Genomic DNA, 21,134 nt, shown 5'->3' on the forward strand with positions numbered 1-21,134 from the left:
CCCTACTGGGGATCCTTCGAGACCCAGTAGAGCAGGAGCAGGTTGTCGGCGCGCTGGGTCAGATGGACCTTCTTGGAGACGCCCCAGGCCAGGGCCTGCTGGTGCAGCGGGATGTAGCCCCAGTCGGCGTTCAGGACGTCGAACCCCTCCTTGATCAGGGCATCGCGCTTAGGTTTATCGGTCTCGGCCTCGACCTTGTCGGCGATGGCATCGATCTTCGGATCGCAATAGCCCGCGAGGTTCCAGCTGCCGCGGCCCGACTTGTCGCCGGGTTTCCGGCAGCCGACGATCTCGTAGAGGATGTTGTGGCTGTCCAGCGACGACGGGGTCCAGCCGAGCAGGTAGAACGAGGTGTCGTAGGCCGGCGCCAGCACCTTGGCGAAGTACTTGGCCTTCGGCTGGGCGTTGAGGTTCACCTTGACGTTGATGCGGGCGAGCATCGAGACCACCGCCTGGCAGATCGCCTCGTCGTTGACGTAGCGGTCGTTGGGGCAATCCATGGTGAGCGAGAATCCGTCCGGGTAGCCCGCCTGGGCCATCAGATCCTTGGCCTTCTTGAGGTCGGTGGCCGGGCGCTTGAACTCGGCGCCGCGGTCGTAGAGGCTCGGGGCGATCATCAGGGCCGAGGGCACCGCCTGCCCGCGCATCACCCGCTTGGCGATCGTGTCCTCGTCGATGGCGAGGTAGAAGGCCTCGCGCACCTTGATGTCCTTGAACGGATTCTTCCCCTTGACGGAGGAATCCTTCAGCTCGTCCCGGTCCTGGTCCATGCCGAGGAAGATCGTGCGCAGCTCGGGGCCGGCCATCACGATGGCGGTGCCGCTGGCATTGACCCGCTGCTGGTCCTGCAGCGGTACGGGATCGATCCAATCGACCTCGCCGGAGAGCAGCGCGGCGACGCGGGTCGCCGGGTTGGCGATGGTGGTCAGCACCGCCTCGTCGAGGTTCGACTCGACCTTGCCCCAGTAGCCGTCGAACTTCTTGAACACGGTCTTCACGCCGGGCTGGTGCTCGGCGACCACGAACGGGCCGGTGCCGTTCTCGTGCAGGGTGGCGTAGCTCGGGCTGCTGGCGTTGGGCGGTGTCGGCTGGACGACGCCGTTCTTCTCCGACCACGCCTTCGACATGATCAGCCAGGTCGGGAACTGGGCGATGGCGATGGGGTTCGGCTTCTTCAGCACCATGTCGACGGTCGCGTCGTCGACCTTCACGAATTCAGCGTCGGCCGGCACGTTGGTGGTGAAGTTCGAGCCCGGGGCCCGGACGCGCTGGGCGGAAAAGAGCACGTCGTCGGCGGTGAAGGGCGAGCCGTCGTGGAATTTCACACCCTTGCGCAGGTGGAAGCGCCAGCGGGTCGGCTCGGGCGTCTCCCAGGATTCGGCGAGTCCGGGGGCGAATTTCAGGTTCTTGTCGAGGGTGACGAGCGACTCGTAGGCCGCCTGCTGCATGCCCTCGGTGAAGCTCTCCTTGAGGGAGTACGGGTCGAGGGATTTGAGATCACCCTGGAAGGCGAAGCGGAAGACGTTGGCGGCCTGCGCGGGCAGCGCGGCGAGCGCGAGGGTCGCGACCGCCGCCGCGGACACGCCGCGGGCGAGGGTCTTCAGGGCTGAACGGGACAATCGGAACTCCAGGACCGTCGAAGTTGAGCACAAGCCGCCCCGCGTGCGCGGTGGTTGAGGCTTAGACCCGACACCGCGCCTCGGCAAACGGCGCGCACGCCGCGCCCACAGCAAGGTTCGGACCAGGGGGCCAGCCGGAGGCACAGCCCTGCCCCCCCCCGGCGGGCGAGGGCGGCCCCAATGGGTGCCCTCTGCGTCAGCAGGGGTCGGGCCGGGACGAAGTCCCGCAAGAGGGGAACTCAGGCTCCGAAAACGGCGCGATCGGTATGACGGGCACAGTCCTATCCTGCACTGTCGCTCCCCGCTCCCGCTCCCCTTCGGCGGCCACCCTCCCCCGCAAAGGGCAGAGGGAGGGCGCGTGCCCGTTCTGGACCGAGCTTCCTGTTGGGGGCCCACCGTCCGGAACGCGATCCGTGAACACCGTAACCCTGGCTGGGAGGGGCCGGGGGTGGGGGTGGCGCGGGAACGCGCGCCGCGGTCCCTTCTGCGCCACACCGGCAGCGCGGTCTGAGCGCCGCAGCCAAAGCCCGTCCGGCCCCCGGAGCACGCTCCAGAGCCGAGACCAGCCGCAGGGTCGCGGCAAGCCCAACCGGGACGACCGCGGCCCGGTCGCGGGGCGCGCGAAACCCTGGGCGGTGCCGCCCCTGGGGCGATCTGTCCCGGGTCGTCCCGCCGTCGCGATGCGGTCATCCGCAGCGGCGGCGGGTTGGACCATTGGCTGCCCAGGCCGCGCCCAGCGGCGCAGGGGCGGGTCCACGCCGGGACAGCACAGACCGCCCATGTGGTATCTCTACGGCTTGGCCCTGCTGGCCGGCATCGCGAACGCCATCGAGCCCGGCCAGAACGCCACGCTGGCGAAGTCGACCGGGCAGCCGATGCTGGCGGGCCTGTTCTGCTTCGCGCTGGCGGTGGCCTGCTTCCTCGGCGCCATGGCGATCCTGCGCTGGTACGGCCAGCCGACCGCCGAGCGCGCCACCGACGTCCCCTGGTGGGCCTGGCCGGGCGGCATCCTCGGAGCCGCGGTCGTCCTGGCGCAGCTCTACGTCTCGGAGCAGGTCGGGGCTGCGCCGTTCCTGGGCTGCGTCATCACGGCGGGCGTGATCGGCTCGATCGCCCTCGATCATTACGGTCTCGTCGGCTTCGAGCGCCGTCCCGCCGGCCGCTGGCGCCTCCTCGGCGGTGTCCTGATGGTTGCGGGCGTCGCCCTGGTGGCAGTGTCCTGACCGGCCCCGCCGACGATCCCACGCCCCGCCCAGTCAGGATCCGAGCATGTTCCTCCTCTACGGTTTCGCCCTGCTGGCGGGCATCGCCACCGCGATCGAGCCCGGCCAGAACGCGGGCCTCGCCAAATCCCTCGCCCGGCCCCTCCTCGCGGGCGTGGTCAGCCTCCTCGTCAGCATCGCCACGATCGTGGCGATCATGCTCGTGACGGGGCAGGTCGGCTTGCCGGGGGCGGACCGCTTGGCGCAGGTCCCCTGGTGGGCATGGCTCGGCGGCTTGATGAGCGCGGGGCTGACGGCGGCGCAGCTCTACCTGTCCAAGACGATCGGGGCCGCCGCCTTCCTCGGCCTGATCGTCACGGGGGGCGTGATCACCTCGATCCTGCTCGACCATTTCGGCCTCGTGGGCTTCAAGGTCCACCCGGCCAGCCTGTGGCGCATCCTCGGCGGCGTCCTGATGATCGGCGGCGTCGGCCTGGTCGCCCGGTTCTGAGGGCCGACGACCGCCCCGGGCGGGATCCCATCCGCGGCCGCGGCGTTGATCCCCGTCATCACCCCCGCCGGGAGGCACGCCGTGGGAATCGCCGCGTTCGTTTTCTTCGTCGTCCCCTGGATGGCCGTCGCCGTGTGGCTGTTCCTGAAGCCGGGCGGCTTCCGCCAGGGCGTGCCGGCGGCGCCGTGGCGCCCGCTCGCGGATTACGCGCCGCCGCAGCGGGACCAGCAGCATGCGGCGGAGACGACGAGCCTGGAGTCGGGCGCAGCCCATGACGGCAAGCACGCGCCGATCCAGATCAGCTGAGGGCCGGACAGGACGCCGACCCGGCGCCGGTGTCCGGGGCCGGGCAGCGGCCGGGCGTGAGCGCAGGCATGCGCTCCGCGCTGGTCTGCGCGCCGTCCCTCCCCGCCCCGAGCCCGGCACGCTCTGGATTTCCGGCCCCACTGCGCCTAGACCGTTGAGCCTCACCGGCACGCCCCGCGTCCGAGCGGGCCGCGATCCTTAACGCCAGCGAGGCTTACGGCTTTGGCCCTCCCCGTCAACGAACGCCGGCGCATCATGCTGCTCACCGGGGCGAGCCGGGGCATCGGCCACGCCACCGTCAAGCGATTCTCGGCCGCGGGCTGGCGGGTGATCACCTGCTCGCGCCACCCCTTCCCGGAGAACTGCCCCTGGGAGATGGGTCCCGAGGACCATCTCCAGGTCGACCTCGCGGACGCGCAGGACACCGTCCGCGCCGTCGAGGAGGTCCGCGGGCGGCTCGACGCCGAGGGCGGCGTGCTGCACGCGCTCGTCAACAATGCCGGCATCTCGCCCAAGGGCCCCAACGGCGAGCGCCTGGGCGCGCTGGCCACCGAGTTCGACGGGTGGCAGCGGGTATTCCAGGTCAACGTCTTCGCCACGATCCTGCTGGCCCGCGGCCTGCGCGACGAACTCGCCCGGGCGCGGGGGTCGATCGTGAACGTGACCTCGATCGCGGGATCCCGGGTCCATCCCTTCGCGGGGGCGGCCTACGGCACCTCCAAGGCCGCGCTCGCCGGCCTGACCCGGGAGATGGCAGCCGATTTCGGGCCGCTCGGGGTGCGGGTGAACGCGATCTCCCCGGGCGAGATCGACACCTCGATCCTGTCGCCGGGCACGGAGAAGCTCGTGGAGCAGATCCCGCAGCGCCGGCTCGGCACCCCGGACGAGGTCGCCAAGGCGATCTACTTCCTGTGCACCGAGGCCTCGTCCTACGTGAACGGGGCGGAACTCCACATCAACGGCGGCCAGCACGTTTGACCGGATCGCGTGCCCCCTCGGGCGTGGCCGCCGCGGGCGACGGTTCGCCGCCGGGACGGCGGGGCCGGGCGCTGGTCCTGGGCCTGCTCCTGTGCGCGGCGCCCGTCGCCGTGCGGGCGGAATCCGGGATCCGGATCCTCGACCTGCCCTTCGCGGTGCGCGCCCTGCGCGGCTCCCGGAGCGAGGCCGCCGTGTCGGTGGCGACCTCCGGGCTGCTGCCGATCGCCGGCGCCAAGGTCGGCCGGCCGGCCGGCGACGAGGAGAGCGCGCCGATCGCCGTGGTCTGGGGCGACGCGGGCGGCGCCGTGCTCGCCCTGGCGGACGGCACCGTCACGGTGAGGCCGATCGGCCGCGAGGCGGTCGAGGGGCTGAGCGCCGCCGAGACGCCGCGGGGCGCCCTCCCGGGCACGCGCCGGGCGCTCTCGGGGCCCTTGAGCGCCTATCTCACCGGGCGGACCCGCGCCCCGGACGGCAGCGAGGCCGCCGCCGTCCTGACGATCCGCGAGCGCCAGCCGATGGCGGTCAGCACGGATCCGAAGCCCGTCCCGGTGGCCACCGTCACGGTGCCGGCGGGGGGCGCGGCCCTGTTCGCGCCCCTGCGGCCGCGCCTGCTGCGCCTCGCCGACCGGCCGGCCCTCCTGGCCACGACCCTGTCGGGGGCGGAGTCGGGCGAGCTCGCGCTGATCGGCCGACCGGACGCGGGCGGAACCTGGACCGTCACGGCGCGCACGCCGCCGCAGCCCGGGCCGCCCCTGAAGATCGCCGGCATCGCCGATTTCGCCGGGTCCGGCGATCTCCAGGCCGCCACGGTCAGCGCCCGGGGCACGCTCCAGCTCTGGACGCTGCACCCCGACCGGATCGAGCCCGCCGGAGAGGAAACGGGCTACGCGGCCGGCGCGGGCGATGCGGATCTCGCCGTCACGGTTCCGGCCGGCGGCGTCCCCGAACTCGTCCTGCCGGTGGCGGGCCGCTCCGAGATCGCCCTCGTGACCGCCAGGGGCGGGCTGCATGCGCGGCTGCGCGTGCCCCTGCCCGCCCCGGCCGCGACCGGCATCGTGGTCCTCGGCGAGGGGGCGGCGGCGCGGCTGGTGGTCGGGCTCGCCGACGGCCGGGTGGCCGTGGTCGCCCCGGACGGGGGAATGCCGTGAGCGCCGAGGCCGAGAGCCGGCTGTTCCCGGCGCGGCCCTTCGTGGGCGCGTCGATCGCGGTGATCCGGGAGGATCGCGTCCTGCTGGCGGCGCGGGCCAACGAGCCGATGCGGGGCGTCTGGACCCTGCCGGGCGGCCTCGTGGAGGCCGGCGAATCCCTGGCGGCGGCGGCCCTGCGCGAATTGGCCGAGGAGGTCGGGCTGACGGCCGAAATGGTCGGCGTGCTCGCGCCCACCGAGATCATCGTCCGGGACGAGGCCGGCCGCGCCCGGCACCACTACGTCGTTCACCCGCACGCCGCCCTGTGGTGCGGCGGCGAGCCCGTGGCCGGACCCGAGGCCCTGGGCACCCGCTGGGCGAGCCTCGCCGAGGTCGCCGCCCTGTCGACCACGCCGGGACTGATCGACACCCTGCGCGAGGCCTTCGCGCGGGTCGCGGCGCGGCGCCGGGACGGGGGGGCGACGGCGTGAGGCGACCGGCGGCCACGATCCTGTGCCTGCTCGCGCTCCTCGCCGGGCCGGCACAGGCGCAGCAGCGCTCAGGGCGCGCCCCCGTCAAGGAGGCTCCGAAGGAGGCCTCCAAGGAGGCGAACGCCCCCGCCGACGTCCCTGCCCCGTATGACCGCGACCTGATGCGTATGTCCGAGGTCATCGGCGCCCTGGCCTTCCTGCGCGGCCTCTGCGCGGCGCCCGACGCCGCCGACTGGCCGGCCCGGATGAAGGCGCTGATCGAATCCGAGGGCGTGACGCCCGCCCGCCGCGACCGGCTGGCCGGCGCCTACAACCGCGGCTATCGCGGCTACGCGCTGACCTACCGGGTCTGCACCCCGGCCGCGCACGAGGCGGCCGCCCGCTACGTGGCCGAGGGCGACCGGCTGTCGCATGCCCTGGCCGGGCGTTTCGGGGGGTGATGCAGGGGCGACACACCCGGCGCCGATGCCGGCGAAGCATCAGATTTGAGCCCTCGCGTTAACCGATCCGAAATTCCCGGCTGGCCGAGCCGCCGGGACCTGCTTATCATCCGTTGTGTCCGCCGGGTCCTGGGCCCGGCGCAATGGAAGTATCGGGTCATGCAGCACATCTCTCACACCGCCCCCGTCGAGGTCGATGTCGAGGAGAAGCGCGTCGCGCTGAGTTACGTCTCGGAAGCGTTCGCGGAAGGCTGTCTCGACGGGCTCGACGGGGATTGCATGGCGCAGGCCGCCCTGTTCGCCGCTTTCCAGGAACTGGTGATGACCTACGGCGAGGAGGCCACGGCTCGCTACGCGGAGGGCTTCCCCGAGCGCATCCGCGGGGGTGCCTTCACCACGACCCTCCAGCATTGAAGACCCGGAGCGCGGGCGGTTGAGGCGCGGGCGGGCAGCGCTTACCTCCCGGCTCCGCGGGCCGGCACGCCGGACCGCCCCCGTCGCGTAAGGAACCGCCTGCCATGCCCGTCGCCCTGCTGCCGGACCGCGCCCTCGTCACCGTCACCGGCCCGGACGCCGCCGCGCTGCTCCAGGGCGTGCTGACCTGCAACGTCGAGACGCTCCAGCCCGCAGAAGCGCGGCTCGGGGCCCTGCTGGCGCCGCAGGGCAAGATCCTGTTCGATTTCCTCGTCTCGCGGATCCCGGACGGATTCCGGTTCGACCTGCCGGTGGACCGGGCCGCGGATCTGGCCAAGCGCCTGACGCTCTACCGCCTGCGGGCCCAGGCGGTGATCGCCGCCGACCCCACCGTGGCGGTCGCGGTCGCCTGGGACGGCGCCGCTCCGGCGGCGGCCGAGCCCGTCGCGGATTCCCGCCACCCCGATCTCGGCGCGCGGCTCTACGCCGCCGCGGGCGCCTTCTCGGCCGATGCCGCGGAGGCCGATTACCACGCGCACCGGATCGCGCTGGGCATCCCCGAGGGCGGGCGCGACTACGCCTTCGGCGACGCGTTCCCGCACGAGGCGCTGATGGACCAGCTCGGCGGCGTCGACTTCCGGAAGGGCTGCTATGTCGGCCAGGAGGTCGTCTCGCGGATGCAGCACCGGGGCACCGCCCGGACTCGCATCCTGGCGGCCGCCTACCCGGACGGCGTTCCCGCACCGGGCACCGAGATCACGGCGGGCGGCAAGGTCCTGGGCACCACCGGCAGCGTCGCCGGCCCGCGCGGCCTCGCCCTGGTCCGGATCGACCGGCTGGGCGATGCGCGTGACGCCGGCGAGACGCCGCGGGCGGGCGAGCATCCCGTGAGGCTGGAACGGCCCGCCTACGCGACCTTCCCGATGCCGGAGGCGGCGACCAGGGCGGGGTGAGGATTTAACGGACAGGCTTCCACCGCCCGCCCGGCCCATCCGGATCCGGGCGTCCAGAAGCAGCCGGGTGTTCGTGCCTGGACCCCGCCGCACTGCGGCCGCTACGGGGCGACGCGGCACACCGCAGATCGAAAAAGCCGGGCCGATCCCGCTCTGCCGAGACGTGCGCTCGCGCACGGACCGACCCGCGATGCTGCAGTGCACCTTGGCATCACCGCGCCGCGACGCCACCTCGGCGCCGGAACAAACCGGATGCGGCCCGCGCCGCACCAGAACGAGGTATCCCATGCCGTCCCTGCTCGACCCGATCCGCGTCGGCGCCATCGAGGCGAAGAACCGGATCTTCATGGCCCCGCTCACCCGCGGCCGCGGCACGCGTGAGCACGTGCCGACCCCGATCATGGCCGAGTATTACGCCCAGCGCGCCGGCGCCGGCCTGATCCTCACCGAGGCCACCGGCATCTCCCAAGAGGGCCTCGGCTGGCCCTACGCGCCGGGGATCTGGTCCGACGCCCAGGTCGATGCCTGGCGGCCGATCGTGAAGGCGGTGCATGACCGGGGCGGCAAGATCGTCTGCCAGATCTGGCATATGGGCCAGCTGGTCCATCCGGACTTCCTCGGCGGCGAGAAGCCGGTCTCGGCCTCGGCCACCACGGCCCCGGACCAGGCCCACACCTATTCTGGCAAGAAGCCCTATGCCGAGGCGCGTCCGCTGGAGGTCGCCGAGATCCCGCGGCTGCTGGCCGATTATGAGCGCGCCACCGCCAACGCCCTGGCGGCCGGCTTCGACGGGGTGCAGATCCACGCCGCGAACGGCTACCTGATCGACGAGTTCCTGCGCGACGGCACCAACCACCGCACCGACCAGTACGGCGGGTCCATCGCGAACCGCGTGCGGCTGCTGCGCGAGGTGACCGAGGCGGTCGCCAAGGTTGCGGGCCCCGAGCGCACCGGCGTGCGTCTGTCGCCCAACGGCGCGATCCAGGGCTGCAACGATTCGAATCCCGAGCCGCTGTTCGTGGCCGCCGCCCAGGCGCTGGCCGATATCGACATCGCCTTCCTGGAGATGCGCGAGCCGGGTCCCGACGGCACCTTTGGCAAGGCCGACCATCCGCCGATCGCCCCGGCGATGCGGCGCGTGTTCCGCAATCCGATGATCCTGAACGCCGATTACGACGGGATCAGCGGTCAGAAGGCGCTCGATGCCGGGGACGCCGACGCCATCGCGTTCGGGCGGACCTTCATCGCCAACCCGGACCTGGTCGAGCGCATCGCCACAGGCGCCCCCCTCGCCAAGGACGAGGCCGCCACCTGGTACAGCCAGGGCCCGGAGGGCTACGTCGATTATCCGACCCTCGGCGAGGCTCGCGCCGCGTAGGGCGCACGCCAAAGCAAAGGCTCGGAGCCGTTCCCAATCGCGATCGGAGCGGGGACGGCTCCGGGCGCCCCAGGCCCGGGACGATCGCCGCGCCGGTCGAAGGCGCGGCGGTCCTATGCGGTCACATCTAGGCAGCTGCGCCCGAGGCCCCTATTTGGAGCCGGACATGGATCTGCCGGCACCTCACGCGATCGCGGCCCTCGAACCGACAGTCGGCGCCTGGAGCACCGCGGATCGGCTTGCGGAGCTGCACGACCTCGCGATCCTCGATACCGAGCCGGAGCCGCTCTACGACGATCTCGTGCGGGTCGCCGCCTATGTCTGCCGCGCGCCGGTCGCCCTCGTCAGCCTGGTGGATGCCGAGCGGCAATGGTTCAAGTCGGAGGTCGGACTCGGCAAGCGCGAGTTGCCGATCAACTGCTCAGTCTGCGCCCACACGATCGAGGCCGGGGCGCTGCTCGTCATCCCCGACCTGACCGCCGACCCCCGGACCATCCAGAACCCCCTGGTGACCGGACCCGAGGGCTTCCGCTTCTACGCGGGCGCGGTGATCCGGGGCGAGCGCGGCGTCCCGCTCGGCGCCCTGTGCGTGCTCGACCGGGTGCCGCGGTCGGAGGGGCTCGATTCGGATCAGACCGCCACGCTCGCCGCCCTGGCGCGCCAGATCTCGAACCTCCTGGAGCATCGCCGGACCCTGACCCAGGTGGCGAGCCGCGAGGCGGAGGTCGCCGCGAGCGAGCGCCGCTTCCGGGTGATGACCTCGGCGATGCCCCAGATGGTCTGGACCACCCGGCCCGACGGGTTCCACGATTACTACAACGACCGCTGGTACGAGTTCACCGGCGTGCCCTACGGCTCCACCGACGGCGAGGGCTGGAACGACATGTTCCTTCCCGACGATCAGGCGCTGGCCTGGGAACGCTGGCGCCACTCGCTGGCCACCGGCGAGCCCTACGAGATCGAGTACCGCCTGCGCCATCGCGACGGCGCGTATCGCTGGACGCTCGGCCGCGCCATGCCGATCCGCGACGGGGCCGGGCAGATCGAGCGCTGGTTCGGGACCTGCACCGACATCGACGACCTGAAGCGGGCCGAGGCCGAGGCGCGCAAGCTCGCCGCCATCGTCGAGACCTCGAAGGACTTCATCGGCCTCTCGACGCTCGACGGCGAGATCACCCATCTCAACGAGGCGGCCCTGTCCCTCGTCGGGCTGCCCGATCTCGCGGTCGCCCGCCGGCACCGGATCCCCGATTTCTTCACCGACGACAGCCGCCGCATCCTGGATGAGACCGTGATGCCGGCGATGCGCCGGGACGGGTTCTGGGAGGGCGAACTGGCCTTCCGGCATTTCGGCACGGGGGAGCCGGTGGCGGTCCTCTACAACATCTTCCCGGTGCGCGACCCGACCGGGACCGAGGTCGGCTACGCCACCGTCACCCGCGACCTCCGGGAGGCCAAGCGCGCCGAGGAGGCCCGCGACCTGCTGATCCGAGAGCTGTCGCACCGGATCAAGAACATCTTCGCCGTGGTCGGCGGCCTCGCCGCGCTCACCGCCCGGAGCGATCCCGCGGCCCAGCCCTTCGCCAAGGCCTTCCGCGAGCGGCTCGGCGCCCTGGCGCGGGCCCACGAATACGTCCGGCCGCATTCCCCCGACAGCGCCCCCGCGGTGGCGGGTCAGACCGTGCTCGGCCTGATGCGTCTGATCATGGCCGCCTACGAGGAGGGCGGACAGGCGCGGGTGGCGATTTCCGGCGACGATGCCGAGATCGGCGAGCGCACCGCCACCGCCCTCGCGCTGATCATGCACGAGCAGGCCACCAACGCCATGAAGTATGGCGGCCTCTCCACCAAGGCGGGCGGCGTCTCCTTGAGCGGGTGCCGGGAGGCGGGGCGCTACACGCTGACTTGGCAGGAGGCGGGCGGGCCGCCGGTCACCGGCGCGCCCTCCCGGAAGGGATTCGGCACGGTCCTGGCCGAGCGCAGCGTCGCCGGCCAGCTCGACGGCGTGCTGGAGCACGACTGGGCCCCCGGCGGCCTCCTGATGCGGCTCAGCGTGCCGATCGAGAACCTCCGGGCCTGAGATGGCCGGTCGGATGGACGGCGCCGGGCCGCGCCTCGTCGTGCTCGACTTCGACGGGACGCTGGCCGACAGCTTCGACTGGTTCTGCTCGGTCATGAACGGTGTCGCCGCGCGCTATCGCTTCCGACAGGTCGAGGCGCACGAGGTCGAGGGCTTACGCCTCCAGGGGGCCCGCGCGATCGTGGCCCATCTCGGCATCCCGCGCTGGAAGCTGCCGTTCATCGCCCGCCACATGCACACATTGGCGGCCCGCGACGCGGCGCAGATCGCGCTGTTTCCGGGCGTGCCCGAGATGCTGGCCGGCCTCGCGCGGACCGGCGTGCCGATGGCGATCCTGTCGTCGAACCGCGCCGACACGGTCAGACGGGTGCTCGGGCCGGACAATACGGCCCTCATCGACACCTATGCCTGCGGGGCGGCACTGTTCGGCAAAGCGCGGCGGCTGCGGCGGCTCCTCGCGCGCCGGGGCGTGGCGCCGGCGCAGGCCCTGTGCATCGGCGACGAGATCCGCGATCTAGAGGCGGCCCGGGCCCTTGGCTGCCCGTTCGGCGCGGTGGCGTGGGGTTATACGGACCCGCAGGCGCTGGCGGCGCAGGGACCCGAATACCTGTTCTCGGAACCTGCGGAGATCGCCCGCCTGCTGGCGGGCACTCCGGTTCACATACCGCGGTTGGCGCCCGGCACGACGCTGGCGCCGTTGCCGCTGCCGAACGGCTCGTAGCGGGTCAGGCCGCGGAACAGCTGGCTGAGGAAGGCCCGATCGGCGCCGCTGGTGGGCGTGGTGCGCTCGATGAAGTCGAACACCCGACCGTCCTGGAGGCCGTAGAGCGCCACACGCTCGACCTTGAAGGCAGCGGTGAAGTAGACGGCCGTGACCTTCTGGTCCTCGACCTGCTCGCCCATGAACATGATCGTCCGGCGGGTGTTCTGGGAGATGTAGTACCAGGACTTGTTGCCCACCGTGGACACGGTCGAGGGCGTGCCCAGGATCTGCAGGACCTGCTCGGGGCTCATGCCCGGCTTGATCGTGGCGAGGGCCGCCTGATCGACCTGGTAGCCGTGGCGCAGCTCCTCGCCGATGCAGCCGGACAGCCCGGCTCCCGCAAGGCCGACCAGGGCGAGGCGCGCGAAGGACTGAACGAGACGGCGCCGCATCGGGCCCCCAGAGAACGTGTGAACGGACGGGGCGCGACCGACACCGCCGGCACAGGACTCCGACGACGCTTGCGCCCTGGGCGTGGGTTGCCGTACCGCGGGGTTATGGCTTTGACAAGGCAAGCTTGGCCACAGGCCGCCGGGGCGTGGCACCCCATCGGGGCGTCGCACCCCAACGGGGCGTGGCACCGATGATCGCGCGGCTGTTCAGGCGGGCGCATGCGCGGCGCCGCGCCGTGGAGGGGCTGCACCTGGCCCTGAGCATGGCGGCCCGCCGCCCGGGCCTCTATACGCGCCTGGGCGTGCCCGACACCGTGGAGGGCCGCTTCGAGGCCCTGTGCCTGCACGCGATCCTGGTCCTGCGGCGGCTGAACCGGCTGCCGGATCCGGCCGCCGAGGTGGCGCAGGATCTCGTGAATTCCGTCTTCACCCAGCTCGACGCGTCCCTGCGCGAGCTGGGCGTCGGCGACATGGGCGTGGCCAAGCGGATGAAGAAGCTCGGGGCCGCCTTTTACGGCCGGGCCGCGGGCTACGATTCCGCCCTCGACGCGGGCGACGGCGAGGCCCTGCGCGCGGCGCTGGTCCGCAACGTCCTCGGCGGGGCGGGCGACGGGGCGGGCCTCGCCGCCTACGTGCAGGCGGCCGACGCGGAACTGTCGGGCGCCGACCTCGACGGCCTGCTCGGGGCCGGGCCACCGTTTCCAGAGCCGGACGGCATCACCGCGGCGGCCGTTCCGGCCGGAGGATCGACGGGAGGCATCGCATGAGCCGGGACAGCCGCCGGGAGATCGCCCAAGACGGCGTGCGGGACAGCGGACCGCTCGTGCGCTGGGTCAATGTCGAGCGCCTGCCCCAGGGGCGCGGCGCCGTCACCGTGGAGGCGAGCCCGGCCGAGTGCGCCGCGCTCGCGGCCGATTTCGGCATCCCCGGCCTGCGCGATCTGGTCGGGCGGTTCGCGATCACCGGCTCCACCAGCCGCCTCACGGTGACGGGGACCGTGGAGGCCCTGGTGACTCAGGTCTGCACCGTCAGCCTCGAACCGTTCGAGGGGCCGGTCAGCGAACCGGTCGAGGTCGTCTTCACAGATACCGACCAGCTCGCCGGCACCGATGCCGAGGATGCCGACATCCCCGACCCCCTCGTCGGCGGCCGCATCGATTTCGGCGCGCTCACCGCCGAGTTCCTGGCGCTGGGGCTGGATCCGTATCCGCGCAAGCCCGGCATCGCCTTCGAGCCAGTGGTGGCGGGCGACGACGCCGGCCCCCTCGCCGGGCTGCGCAGGCTCCGCGACGGCGGGGGCTGAGCGCCGGTCCGCCCCCTCGACCCCGCGGCTTCAGGGCACGAAGCCGCTCCGCCTGAGGAAATCCGCCGCCACCGACGCGGCCGGCTCGCCGCCGAGCTGCACGCGGCCGTTGAGGTCCCGCAGGGTGACGAGGTCGAGGGCGCGGAAGATCGGGTCGAGCGCCGGGGCGATCTCCGGATGGGCCCTGAGGACGGCCCCCCGGACCACCGGCGCGGGCTGGTAGACCGGCTGGACGCCCCGGTCGTCATCCATCACCACGAGCCGGGCGGCGGCGAGGCTGCCGTCGGTCCCGAACACCATGGCGGCGTTCGTCCCCGAGGTACCCCGCGCCGCCGCGGCGATCGTGCCGGCGGTGTCCCCGCCCGCCAGGATGACGAGCTGGTCCGGTCGGAGCGCGAAGCCGTAGGTCCGGCCGAAGGCCGGGAGCGCGGCCGGAGTGCTCACGAATTCCGTGGAGGCCGCGAGCTTGATCGCCCCGCCGCCGGCCACGTAGCGGCCGAAATCGCTCATGGTCCGCAGGCCGGCGGCCTCGGCGATCTCCGCCCGCACCGCGATCGCCCAGGTGTTGTTGGCCGAGGCCGGCGTCAGCCAGACGAGGTCGTTGGCCTTCAGGTCCAGGGTCCGGGCGGTCTCGTAGGCCGCCGCCGCGTCCTTCCAGACCGGGAGGTCCGGCCGGCCGAAGAAGAACGCCGCGTTGCCGGTATATTCCGGGTAGATGTCGATCTGGCCCTCCAGCAGGGCCTGGCGCAGGATCGCCGTGGCCCCGAGCTGGGTCTTGTCCACCGTCGGAATGCCCCGGGCGTTCAGCGCCTGCAGGATGATGCTCCCGAGAACCCCGCCCTCGGTGTCGAGCTTGGAGGCGACCACGACGGCGCCCGCCCGCGCGCCGGACAGGGCGAGGAGCAGCGCGACGAGCCCCGCGAGGATCCGCTTCGCCATCGGCCCGACCCCTCCTGTCCGCGCCGCCCGGACTGCCCGCGGCCTGAAGCGGATACCGGTTGGTGAAGGTTCAATCAAATCGTCGAAATCCGATGAATATCCCTTAACCTTTACACGAGGCTGCAATGAACGGCCGCGATCTTGGCGATATATGAAGGGAAAGGTTGTTTCAGATCGAGCCGAGTCAGCGACATGTCGTATTCGATCTTCGTCCGCGATCTTGCCCGAACCGACGGGGGCTCACCGCAGCTCCTGGCCTACGACATCCACGACCGTTCGATGGCGGCCTCGCTCGTGTCGGTGATCGCCACCTCGTATCGGGATCACGGCTTCAACCCGGCCACCCGGGTGCACTGGTTCCGGACCGACGGCAGCGTCCACGAGATCTACACCTGGCCGCAGGCCTGAGCGCGCCCCGGGCGCGTCAGGTGCCGCAGAAGGTCCGGTAGCCCACCCCGCCGCCCTCCGGCGCCTCGGCGAAGCGCGCTTGGTCCGGCTGGTCCGCGTAGGGTCGCGCCAGGACCGCCAGGAGCGCCGCGAAGGGCGCGAAATCGGCCCGCTCGACGGCGGCCGCGATCATCGCCTCGACCTGATGGTTGCGCGGGATGAAGGCCGGGTTGACCGCCCGCATGGCGGCGGCGGTCTCGGCCGGATCGCGGGCCTCCTCGGCCAGCCGCGCCCGCCAGCGGGGGGCCCAATCGTCATAGGCGGTGGGGTCGACGAACAGGTCGCGCACGGCGCCGTCGCCCGCCGGCCGCTCCGCCGCTTCGCACAGGGCTCGGAACGTGCGGGTGAAGTCGGCCTGGTTATCGGCCATGCGCCGCAGGAGGTCGCCCGCCAGCGCCGCGTCGCCCTCCCGGAGGTCGCCGAGACCGATCTTGCGGGCGAGGCCGCCGTGATAGGCCGCCTCGAAGTGCGGCGCGTAGCCGGCGAGCGCGGCCTCGGCGGCGGCGACCGCCTCGGTCTCGTCGTCGGCGAGCAGCGGCAGCAGGGTCTCGGCGAGCCGCGTCAGGTTCCAGAGGGCGATGCGCGGCTGCTCGCCGTAGGCGTAGCGCCCGGCCCGGTCGATGGAGCTGTAGACCGTCCGGGGATCGTAGGCATCCAGGAAGGCACAGGGCCCGTAATCGATCGTCTCGCCGGCGACCGACATGTTGTCGGTGTTCATCACCCCGTGGACGAAGCCCACGAGCAGCCAGCGCGCGACCAGTGCCGCCTGGGCGGCGATGACGCCGTCGAGCAGCGCCCGGTAGGGATTTTGGGCCTGCGCCGCCTCGGGATAGTGCCGGGCCACGACGTGGTCGGCGAGCGCCCGCAGCGCCTCGACGTCGCCCCGGGCCGCGAAGAACTGGAAGGTGCCGACCCGGATGTGGCTCGCCGCCACCCGGGTGAGCACCGCGCCGGGCAGCGGGGTCTCGCGCATCACGGGCTCGCCCGTCGCCACCGCGGCGAGCGCCCGGGTGGTCGGGATGCCGAGCGCCGCCATGGCCTCGCTGACGAGGTACTCGCGCAGCACCGGTCCGAGGGCCGCACGCCCGTCGCCGCTCCGGGAGAACGGCGTCGGGCCCGCGCCCTTCAGCTGGATGTCCCGGCGGCGCCCGTCGCGGCCCACCACCTCGCCGAGCAGGACCGCGCGGCCGTCGCCGAGTTGCGGCACGAACTGGCCGAACTGGTGGCCGGCATAGGCCGTGGCGACCGGGTCTGCGCCCGGCGGGATGCTGCTCCCCGCGAGCGCCGCAACGCCTTCGGAGCCCGCCAGCCAGTTCGGATCGAGGCCGAGTTCCCCGGCGAGCGTCCGATTGACCTGGATCAGGCGGGGGGCCGCCACCGGCGTCGGCGCCCGGCGCGCGAAGAAGCGCTCCGGCAGGCGGACGTAGCTGTTGTCGAAGGGGAATGACATCATGATCGGCATCTATGGAGCGGCCGCCCCGCGAACAAGCGCGGCCACCGTCCAGGATGCGCGGGGCGACCGACCTCGACCCGCGCGGGGCGGCCTATCGACCCGGCGCCGACGGGGGTTGCGTGGCCGGCGGCTTGCCGGTGCCGACCGCGCCCTCGGTCGGCGGCACGGCGGAGGGGTTGGTCACGGCCTCCGTGGCCGTCTTGCCCGGCTCGTGGGTGTCGGCGTCCGGCTTGACCGCGGTCTCGGTCTTCGGCTCCGCCCCGGAACCGGTCCGGTCCTGCGCCCGGGTCGACGCTTGAAGCCCGACCACGGTCGTGGCGGCGAGGAGGAGGGCGAGGATCGTTCGGTTCAAGCGGGGCTCCCTGGCATTCGGGGAGGCAACGGCCGGCCGCCCGCGTCGTTCCGGCCGCGGGCTGCCCCGGCCCCATCCGGAACCGCCGGTCCGACGCGCTCAGACCTGCGCGTCGGCTTTCTTGGTCTTGCGGCCCTTGGCGGGTTTGCCGGCCGCCTCCGGCGACGCCGCCACGGTCTCGGACGCGTCGGCGTGCTTGGCGGCCGAGCCCCTCCGCTTGTGGCCGAGGCCGGCATTCCGGGCGAATTCGGCCCGCATCGCCGAGTAGCTCGACGCCGTCGTCGGATAATCGGGCGGCAGGCCGTAGCGCTGGCGGTACTGCTCGATCGTCATGCCGTTGCCGGTGAGATGCCGCTTCAGCGTCTTGTAGGGCTTGCCGTCGATGAAGCTGGTCAGCGCGTCCGGCGTGATCGACTTCTTGATCTGCGCGGGCGTCGGCCGCTTGAAGTCCGGCTCGGCCGGGGCCGAGCCCTGGCCCAATCCGGTCAGCGCGGCATGGACGCCGGAGAGGAGCGTCGGCAGGTCGGGCATCGGGACGGAGTTGTTGGCTACGTAAGCCGAGACGATGTCGGCGGTCAGTTCGACGAAATCGATCTGGTCATGGTTCGGGATTGATGTGGTGTCTTCCATCGGCGCCTCTCTCGCGGGAGTACACCATGAACGTGGCGTCCCTTGCCATTAGTCAAGGGCACACCTGATCGATTATAACTGATCCTGGTCGTTATATACCGGTTCAACCAAAAATAATAACATAAGTCAATGGCGGCGTCGGCGTTGGATAAACTCGGTTACAATGGGAATGCGCGTTCCACCGGGTCCCGCCTCCGCACGCGGGCTCGGACAGGTGCCTACCCGCTCGCCGGGCCCTGGGGGCGCAGGGCCGCGACGGCGAGACCCGCCACCACGCCGGCCAGCGCGGCGGCCGCCTTCACGAAAAAGTCCTCGACCCGGCCGTGGCGGGTGCTGGTCAGGGTCTGCGCCGCCTCGAGGGCGCCGGCGAGGAGCACGCTGCCGATCAGGATCTGGAACCGGTGCCGCGGATAGCCCACCATCATCAGCATCCCGGCCAGGGCGTAGGCCGCGATCCGTTCGAGGCTCGGATTGGCCGTCACCACCGGCCGGAGGCCGATCGGCACCAGGGTGACGGCGGCGATGAAGGCCACCAGGATCCAGGCGGCGATGCGCACCAGGACGAGCCGCTGCGTGTCCAATCGAAGCATCGACGTTCCGTAACCTCATACTGACGGCTTCGGCATACAATGTCCGCGAGCCGTTGCCTGTCGCTTAACGGCCGCCGAGGACCGGAAAGCCTGCTCATGCGCCGAATGCTGGTCCTCGCGACGCTGCTCGCCTTCACGTCGATGCCGGCCGCCGACGCGGCCAACCCGGTGCGCGACGTGCTGTGGGTCGCGCTGCAGGGCTGCGTCCTCGCCAAGAAGGCCGCGGGCCGGAGCTTCCCCTGCCTGTCCGTCGATCTCGGTGACGGGGCGCGGCCCGGGACGGCGGTGCTGCGCGCGCCGGGTCAGCCGACCCATACGGTGGTGATGCCCACCGACAACGTGTCGGGGATCGAGGCGCCGGTGCTCCAGGGGCCCCGCGGCGCCGCCTATTGGCGGGCGGCGCTCGACGCGCGGCACTTCGTGTCGGACGCCCTCCCGGGCCGCCTTCCGGTCGCGGCGGTCGGCCTGGAGGTGAACTCGGTGGGGGGCCGCAGCCAGGATCAGCTGCACATCCATCTCGATTGCCTGCACCGCAGCGTCATGGCGGCCCTGAAGGCGCATGGCCCGGCCGTCGGCGAGAGCTGGGCCCCGTTCCCCGTCCCCCTGGAGGAGGAGCGCTATCTCGCCCTGCGGGTGCCGGCCGATGCGGTCGAGGGCTTCAACCCGTTCGAGGCCCTGGCGCGCGTGCCGGGCTGGCGGGGGCGGCTGCACGATGCGAGCTTCGCGGCGGTCTCGGCAGACCCCGACGACGAGCGGGCCGGCATGATCGTCCTCGCCTACAGGATGCCGGAGGCGAGCGCCGAGGAACTGATGGATCACGGCTGCCGGGCGGCCCGCGCGCGCCGGGACAGCTGACCGCCGAGCGCGCGCGACTGTTGCCGATCCGTTCTATCCGGACGGTACGGCCCTGGGGCATAGGACGGGGATGCGCAGGACGGTGTTCACGCGCTCTCCGTCGACCTGGATCACGGTTCGGCGGGGACGGGCGCGTCACGACAGGGGTTTTCGGTGGCTCCCGGGCTGGACGCGTCCGGGCGTGGTCCCGGCCCTGTGCGCGCTCCTCCTCGTGACCGCCGTCCCGGCGGGCGCGAACGCGGCGGCCGATCCGGCCGACCCGCGCGCGCTGGAACGGGCCTGGCACCGCTGCCTGCGCGACTCCGCGGCGCATCAGCCCGCCGGGCAGAGCCGCGCCGGGAACGAGCGCAACGCCCTGGACGAGTGCAAGCCCAGCGAGGACGCCCTGGTGGCGGCCCTGATGTCCGGCCGCCCGGCCGAGGACGGACGGCCCGGGACGGTCTGGTCGCGGACCTGGGCGGCCTTCGTGGAGCCGTTGACCGCCTGGATCGGCGCCCTGCGCCGCTGAGCGCGCGGATCACGCGTCAACCCCCGTGCGCCCGGCGGGCCCGGCCAACCGGGCGCGGTGGCCTTTGCTGTCCGTGACCGATCACCCGTCTCTTGCGGCGTCGCACCGCGCCGGCCGTGCCGAACCGGACCGCCGACCGATCGTTGGGCCCGCATGACCGACCACACCCCCACGCCGCCCCTCGACCCAGTCGTCGAGGCCCGCCGCCGCGAGATGGCGACCGAGCACCTGCTGTTCGGGACGATCCGCTTCCTCGCCCAGCGTCATCCGGAACTGCTGGACGAACTCGACGCAAGCCTCGACCACCTCTGGGACAAGGCCGAGGGCGAGGCGCGGGACGACGCGGCCGTGCGCAAGATCGCGGGCCGGATCGTGAAGAGCCTGCGGGCCGAGAGCTGAGCGAGCCCAGGTTGCCGCGGGTCGCCGGCGCCTAACCCGCGCCGCCGGTCCGATTGCCCAAAGCCGTGGGACGCGGCGCCGGGACGCGCACACCGTGCCGGACACTGAGGCCGGGTACGGTGTGTGCGCTTTCGGGACGACGCGCTAGCGCGAGCAGCCGATGCAGATGCCACGGGTGATTGCGTCGTCCTGCCGCTCGTTCACGCTGCGCCGATCGATGCTGCCGGTCTCCTTCGGGTTGAGGGCGCCCGGATTCGGCACCGTCTGGCCGGTCGCGGCGGTGTGCGGGGCCTTCGCGGTAGAGGTCGGGCCGCCGCCGGTGCCGGTCTCGCTGGCGGGATCCGCCCAGGCGGGCACGGAGCCGAGGGCGAGGGCCGCGGTCACCGCGAAGATCGTCGACATACGCATGGGAAGCTCCTGAAACGGCAAGCGTCTGTGTGTGGAACCGACGCCTCCGGACGCCGGAAGTTCCCGCCGGCCGGTTCGGCACGGGGCCACCTGACGGCGCGCCGGCCATGGCCTATGAGGACGAGCGACGGTCGGAAGGGGGCGACGGGATGGGCAACGGCGACGGCATCCGCGCGCCGAACGCGAAGCTCGCGGAGGTCCAGCGCCTGGCGACGGCGCTCGCCGCCCGGGTGCGCTACGCGCAACTCGTCGGGCGGCCGGTCTACGAGGAGCAGATCGCCGCCCTGGTCGGCGCCGCGCGGCTGATGGATGATGAGAACGCGCCCTGGCCGCCCATGGTCGAGGAGGTGCTGACCGAACTCGCCAGGTCCATTGACGGCCCCGATCCGGCCCCGGAGGCCGGCGACGGCCCCTGAGGCCGCGGAACGCGAAGGTCCCCGGGGCGGGCCGCCCTTGGTTGGACGGGGCAGTCCACCGGGGCAGAGGCGCGCGCCTTACGCCCGGCACGGCGCGGATCCTCCACCGGCGGGTCACCGCCGCGCCCCGCTTGTGGCGCCGGCCGCTTCGGTCTAACCGTCCTCACCCATGCGGGCGCC

Annotated in this window: 27 protein-coding genes; 19 read left to right on the top strand and 8 right to left on the bottom strand. The window is 72.5% G+C overall.

Going from position 1 to position 21,134, the window contains the following annotated elements:
- Positions 1–2: 2 nt before the first annotated feature.
- Positions 3–1,619, bottom strand: coding sequence for an ABC transporter substrate-binding protein (locus AC3IF1_RS01735; RefSeq protein WP_489215383.1), 1,617 nt, complete (start codon positions 1,617–1,619; stop codon positions 3–5).
- A 779-nt stretch (positions 1,620–2,398) separates the two neighbouring features.
- Here AC3IF1_RS01735 and AC3IF1_RS01740 point away from each other — a divergent pair.
- The 12 genes from AC3IF1_RS01740 to AC3IF1_RS01795 all read left to right on the top strand — a co-directional run bounded on the left by AC3IF1_RS01740 (position 2,399) and on the right by AC3IF1_RS01795 (position 12,220).
- Positions 2,399–2,842 (top strand): DMT family transporter, encoded by a 444-nt coding sequence (locus AC3IF1_RS01740; protein ID WP_243970573.1) that lies wholly within the window; start codon positions 2,399–2,401, stop codon positions 2,840–2,842.
- Positions 2,843–2,888: 46 nt separating this feature from the next.
- On the top strand, positions 2,889–3,332 hold the full coding sequence (locus tag AC3IF1_RS01745; protein ID WP_243970574.1) for a DMT family transporter: 444 nt from the start codon (positions 2,889–2,891) through the stop codon (positions 3,330–3,332).
- An 81-nt stretch (positions 3,333–3,413) separates the two neighbouring features.
- Positions 3,414–3,638 carry a hypothetical protein gene (locus AC3IF1_RS01750; protein ID WP_243970575.1) on the top strand — a complete coding sequence of 75 codons (225 nt, stop codon included), beginning with the start codon at positions 3,414–3,416 and terminating at the stop codon, positions 3,636–3,638.
- Positions 3,639–3,893: 255 nt separating this feature from the next.
- Positions 3,894–4,616, top strand: a complete 723-nt coding sequence (locus tag AC3IF1_RS01755) for an SDR family NAD(P)-dependent oxidoreductase (RefSeq protein ID WP_243970615.1) — start codon at positions 3,894–3,896, stop codon at positions 4,614–4,616.
- A complete protein-coding gene (locus AC3IF1_RS01760) occupies positions 4,613–5,764 on the top strand; it encodes a hypothetical protein (protein ID WP_489215386.1) in 1,152 nt (383 codons plus the stop codon). The genes AC3IF1_RS01755 and AC3IF1_RS01760 overlap by 4 nt, the downstream gene beginning before the upstream one ends.
- Complete coding sequence (locus AC3IF1_RS01765; RefSeq protein ID WP_243970577.1) at positions 5,761–6,234, top strand: NUDIX hydrolase; 474 nt, start codon at positions 5,761–5,763, stop codon at positions 6,232–6,234. Before AC3IF1_RS01760 ends, AC3IF1_RS01765 begins: the two co-directional genes overlap by 4 nt.
- Positions 6,231–6,674, top strand: coding sequence for a TIGR02301 family protein (locus AC3IF1_RS01770; protein ID WP_243970578.1), 444 nt, complete (start codon positions 6,231–6,233; stop codon positions 6,672–6,674). The genes AC3IF1_RS01765 and AC3IF1_RS01770 overlap by 4 nt, the downstream gene beginning before the upstream one ends.
- 159 nt (positions 6,675–6,833) lie before the next feature.
- Complete coding sequence (locus tag AC3IF1_RS01775; protein ID WP_243970579.1) at positions 6,834–7,088, top strand: hypothetical protein; 255 nt, start codon at positions 6,834–6,836, stop codon at positions 7,086–7,088.
- 104 nt (positions 7,089–7,192) lie between these two features.
- The gene (gene ygfZ, locus AC3IF1_RS01780; protein WP_243970580.1) at positions 7,193–8,041 is read left to right on the top strand and encodes a CAF17-like 4Fe-4S cluster assembly/insertion protein YgfZ; all 849 of its coding nucleotides are present in this window, start codon (positions 7,193–7,195) and stop codon (positions 8,039–8,041) included.
- Between the two features lie 286 nt (positions 8,042–8,327).
- On the top strand, positions 8,328–9,419 hold the full coding sequence (locus AC3IF1_RS01785; RefSeq protein ID WP_243970581.1) for an alkene reductase: 1,092 nt from the start codon (positions 8,328–8,330) through the stop codon (positions 9,417–9,419).
- A gap of 166 nt (positions 9,420–9,585) precedes the next feature.
- Entirely contained in the window at positions 9,586–11,499 is a 1,914-nt protein-coding gene (locus tag AC3IF1_RS01790; RefSeq protein WP_489215391.1) for a PAS domain S-box protein, read from the top strand.
- Between the two features lies 1 nt (position 11,500).
- Positions 11,501–12,220: an HAD hydrolase-like protein gene (locus AC3IF1_RS01795; protein ID WP_243970585.1), complete on the top strand. Its 720-nt coding sequence runs from the start codon at positions 11,501–11,503 to the stop codon at positions 12,218–12,220.
- Here the strand turns inward: AC3IF1_RS01795 and AC3IF1_RS01800 are convergent.
- Complete coding sequence (locus AC3IF1_RS01800) at positions 12,157–12,654, bottom strand: outer membrane protein assembly factor BamE (protein WP_243970586.1); 498 nt, start codon at positions 12,652–12,654, stop codon at positions 12,157–12,159. The genes AC3IF1_RS01795 and AC3IF1_RS01800 overlap by 64 nt on opposite strands.
- A 191-nt stretch (positions 12,655–12,845) precedes the next feature.
- Between AC3IF1_RS01800 and AC3IF1_RS01805 the strand changes: the two genes are divergently transcribed.
- Complete coding sequence (locus AC3IF1_RS01805) at positions 12,846–13,421, top strand: ubiquinol-cytochrome C chaperone family protein (RefSeq protein WP_489215394.1); 576 nt, start codon at positions 12,846–12,848, stop codon at positions 13,419–13,421.
- Positions 13,418–13,957 carry a YceD family protein gene (locus AC3IF1_RS01810; RefSeq protein WP_243970588.1) on the top strand — a complete coding sequence of 180 codons (540 nt, stop codon included), beginning with the start codon at positions 13,418–13,420 and terminating at the stop codon, positions 13,955–13,957. Before AC3IF1_RS01805 ends, AC3IF1_RS01810 begins: the two co-directional genes overlap by 4 nt.
- Before the next feature lie 30 nt (positions 13,958–13,987).
- On the opposite strand, the gene osmF is transcribed toward AC3IF1_RS01810, so the two are convergent.
- Positions 13,988–14,896 carry a glycine betaine ABC transporter substrate-binding protein OsmF gene (gene osmF, locus AC3IF1_RS01815; RefSeq protein WP_243970590.1) on the bottom strand — a complete coding sequence of 303 codons (909 nt, stop codon included), beginning with the start codon at positions 14,894–14,896 and terminating at the stop codon, positions 13,988–13,990.
- 192 nt (positions 14,897–15,088) lie between these two features.
- On the opposite strand from osmF, the gene AC3IF1_RS01820 reads away from it, so the two are divergent.
- The gene (locus tag AC3IF1_RS01820) at positions 15,089–15,304 is read left to right on the top strand and encodes a hypothetical protein (protein WP_243970592.1); all 216 of its coding nucleotides are present in this window, start codon (positions 15,089–15,091) and stop codon (positions 15,302–15,304) included.
- A gap of 16 nt (positions 15,305–15,320) precedes the next feature.
- Here the strand turns inward: AC3IF1_RS01820 and AC3IF1_RS01825 are convergent, their stop codons facing one another.
- The 4 genes from AC3IF1_RS01825 to AC3IF1_RS01840 all read right to left on the bottom strand — a co-directional run bounded on the left by AC3IF1_RS01825 (position 15,321) and on the right by AC3IF1_RS01840 (position 18,368).
- The gene (locus tag AC3IF1_RS01825) at positions 15,321–16,799 is read right to left on the bottom strand and encodes a protein adenylyltransferase SelO (RefSeq protein WP_489220300.1); all 1,479 of its coding nucleotides are present in this window, start codon (positions 16,797–16,799) and stop codon (positions 15,321–15,323) included.
- Between the two features lie 88 nt (positions 16,800–16,887).
- Entirely contained in the window at positions 16,888–17,148 is a 261-nt protein-coding gene (locus AC3IF1_RS01830) for a hypothetical protein (RefSeq protein WP_489215397.1), read from the bottom strand.
- A 99-nt stretch (positions 17,149–17,247) separates the two neighbouring features.
- Positions 17,248–17,778: a Ros/MucR family transcriptional regulator gene (locus tag AC3IF1_RS01835; RefSeq protein ID WP_243970596.1), complete on the bottom strand. Its 531-nt coding sequence runs from the start codon at positions 17,776–17,778 to the stop codon at positions 17,248–17,250.
- A 218-nt stretch (positions 17,779–17,996) separates the two neighbouring features.
- A complete protein-coding gene (locus AC3IF1_RS01840) occupies positions 17,997–18,368 on the bottom strand; it encodes a hypothetical protein (protein ID WP_489215399.1) in 372 nt (123 codons plus the stop codon).
- A gap of 96 nt (positions 18,369–18,464) precedes the next feature.
- Between AC3IF1_RS01840 and AC3IF1_RS01845 the strand changes: the two genes are divergently transcribed.
- The 3 genes from AC3IF1_RS01845 to AC3IF1_RS01855 all read left to right on the top strand — a co-directional run bounded on the left by AC3IF1_RS01845 (position 18,465) and on the right by AC3IF1_RS01855 (position 20,130).
- Positions 18,465–19,223, top strand: a complete 759-nt coding sequence (locus AC3IF1_RS01845; RefSeq protein ID WP_489215401.1) for a CDP-diacylglycerol diphosphatase — start codon at positions 18,465–18,467, stop codon at positions 19,221–19,223.
- A gap of 181 nt (positions 19,224–19,404) precedes the next feature.
- On the top strand, positions 19,405–19,731 hold the full coding sequence (locus AC3IF1_RS01850; RefSeq protein WP_489215403.1) for a hypothetical protein: 327 nt from the start codon (positions 19,405–19,407) through the stop codon (positions 19,729–19,731).
- A gap of 153 nt (positions 19,732–19,884) precedes the next feature.
- Positions 19,885–20,130, top strand: a complete 246-nt coding sequence (locus AC3IF1_RS01855; protein ID WP_243970604.1) for a hypothetical protein — start codon at positions 19,885–19,887, stop codon at positions 20,128–20,130.
- Positions 20,131–20,274: 144 nt separating this feature from the next.
- On the opposite strand, the gene AC3IF1_RS01860 is transcribed toward AC3IF1_RS01855, so the two are convergent.
- Positions 20,275–20,538 (bottom strand): hypothetical protein, encoded by a 264-nt coding sequence (locus AC3IF1_RS01860; RefSeq protein WP_243970605.1) that lies wholly within the window; start codon positions 20,536–20,538, stop codon positions 20,275–20,277.
- Between the two features lie 107 nt (positions 20,539–20,645).
- Between AC3IF1_RS01860 and AC3IF1_RS01865 the strand changes: the two genes are divergently transcribed.
- Positions 20,646–20,954 carry a hypothetical protein gene (locus AC3IF1_RS01865; protein WP_489215406.1) on the top strand — a complete coding sequence of 103 codons (309 nt, stop codon included), beginning with the start codon at positions 20,646–20,648 and terminating at the stop codon, positions 20,952–20,954.
- Positions 20,955–21,134: the final 180 nt, after the last annotated feature.

This window comes from Methylobacterium sp. E-012 (assembly GCF_057836545.1).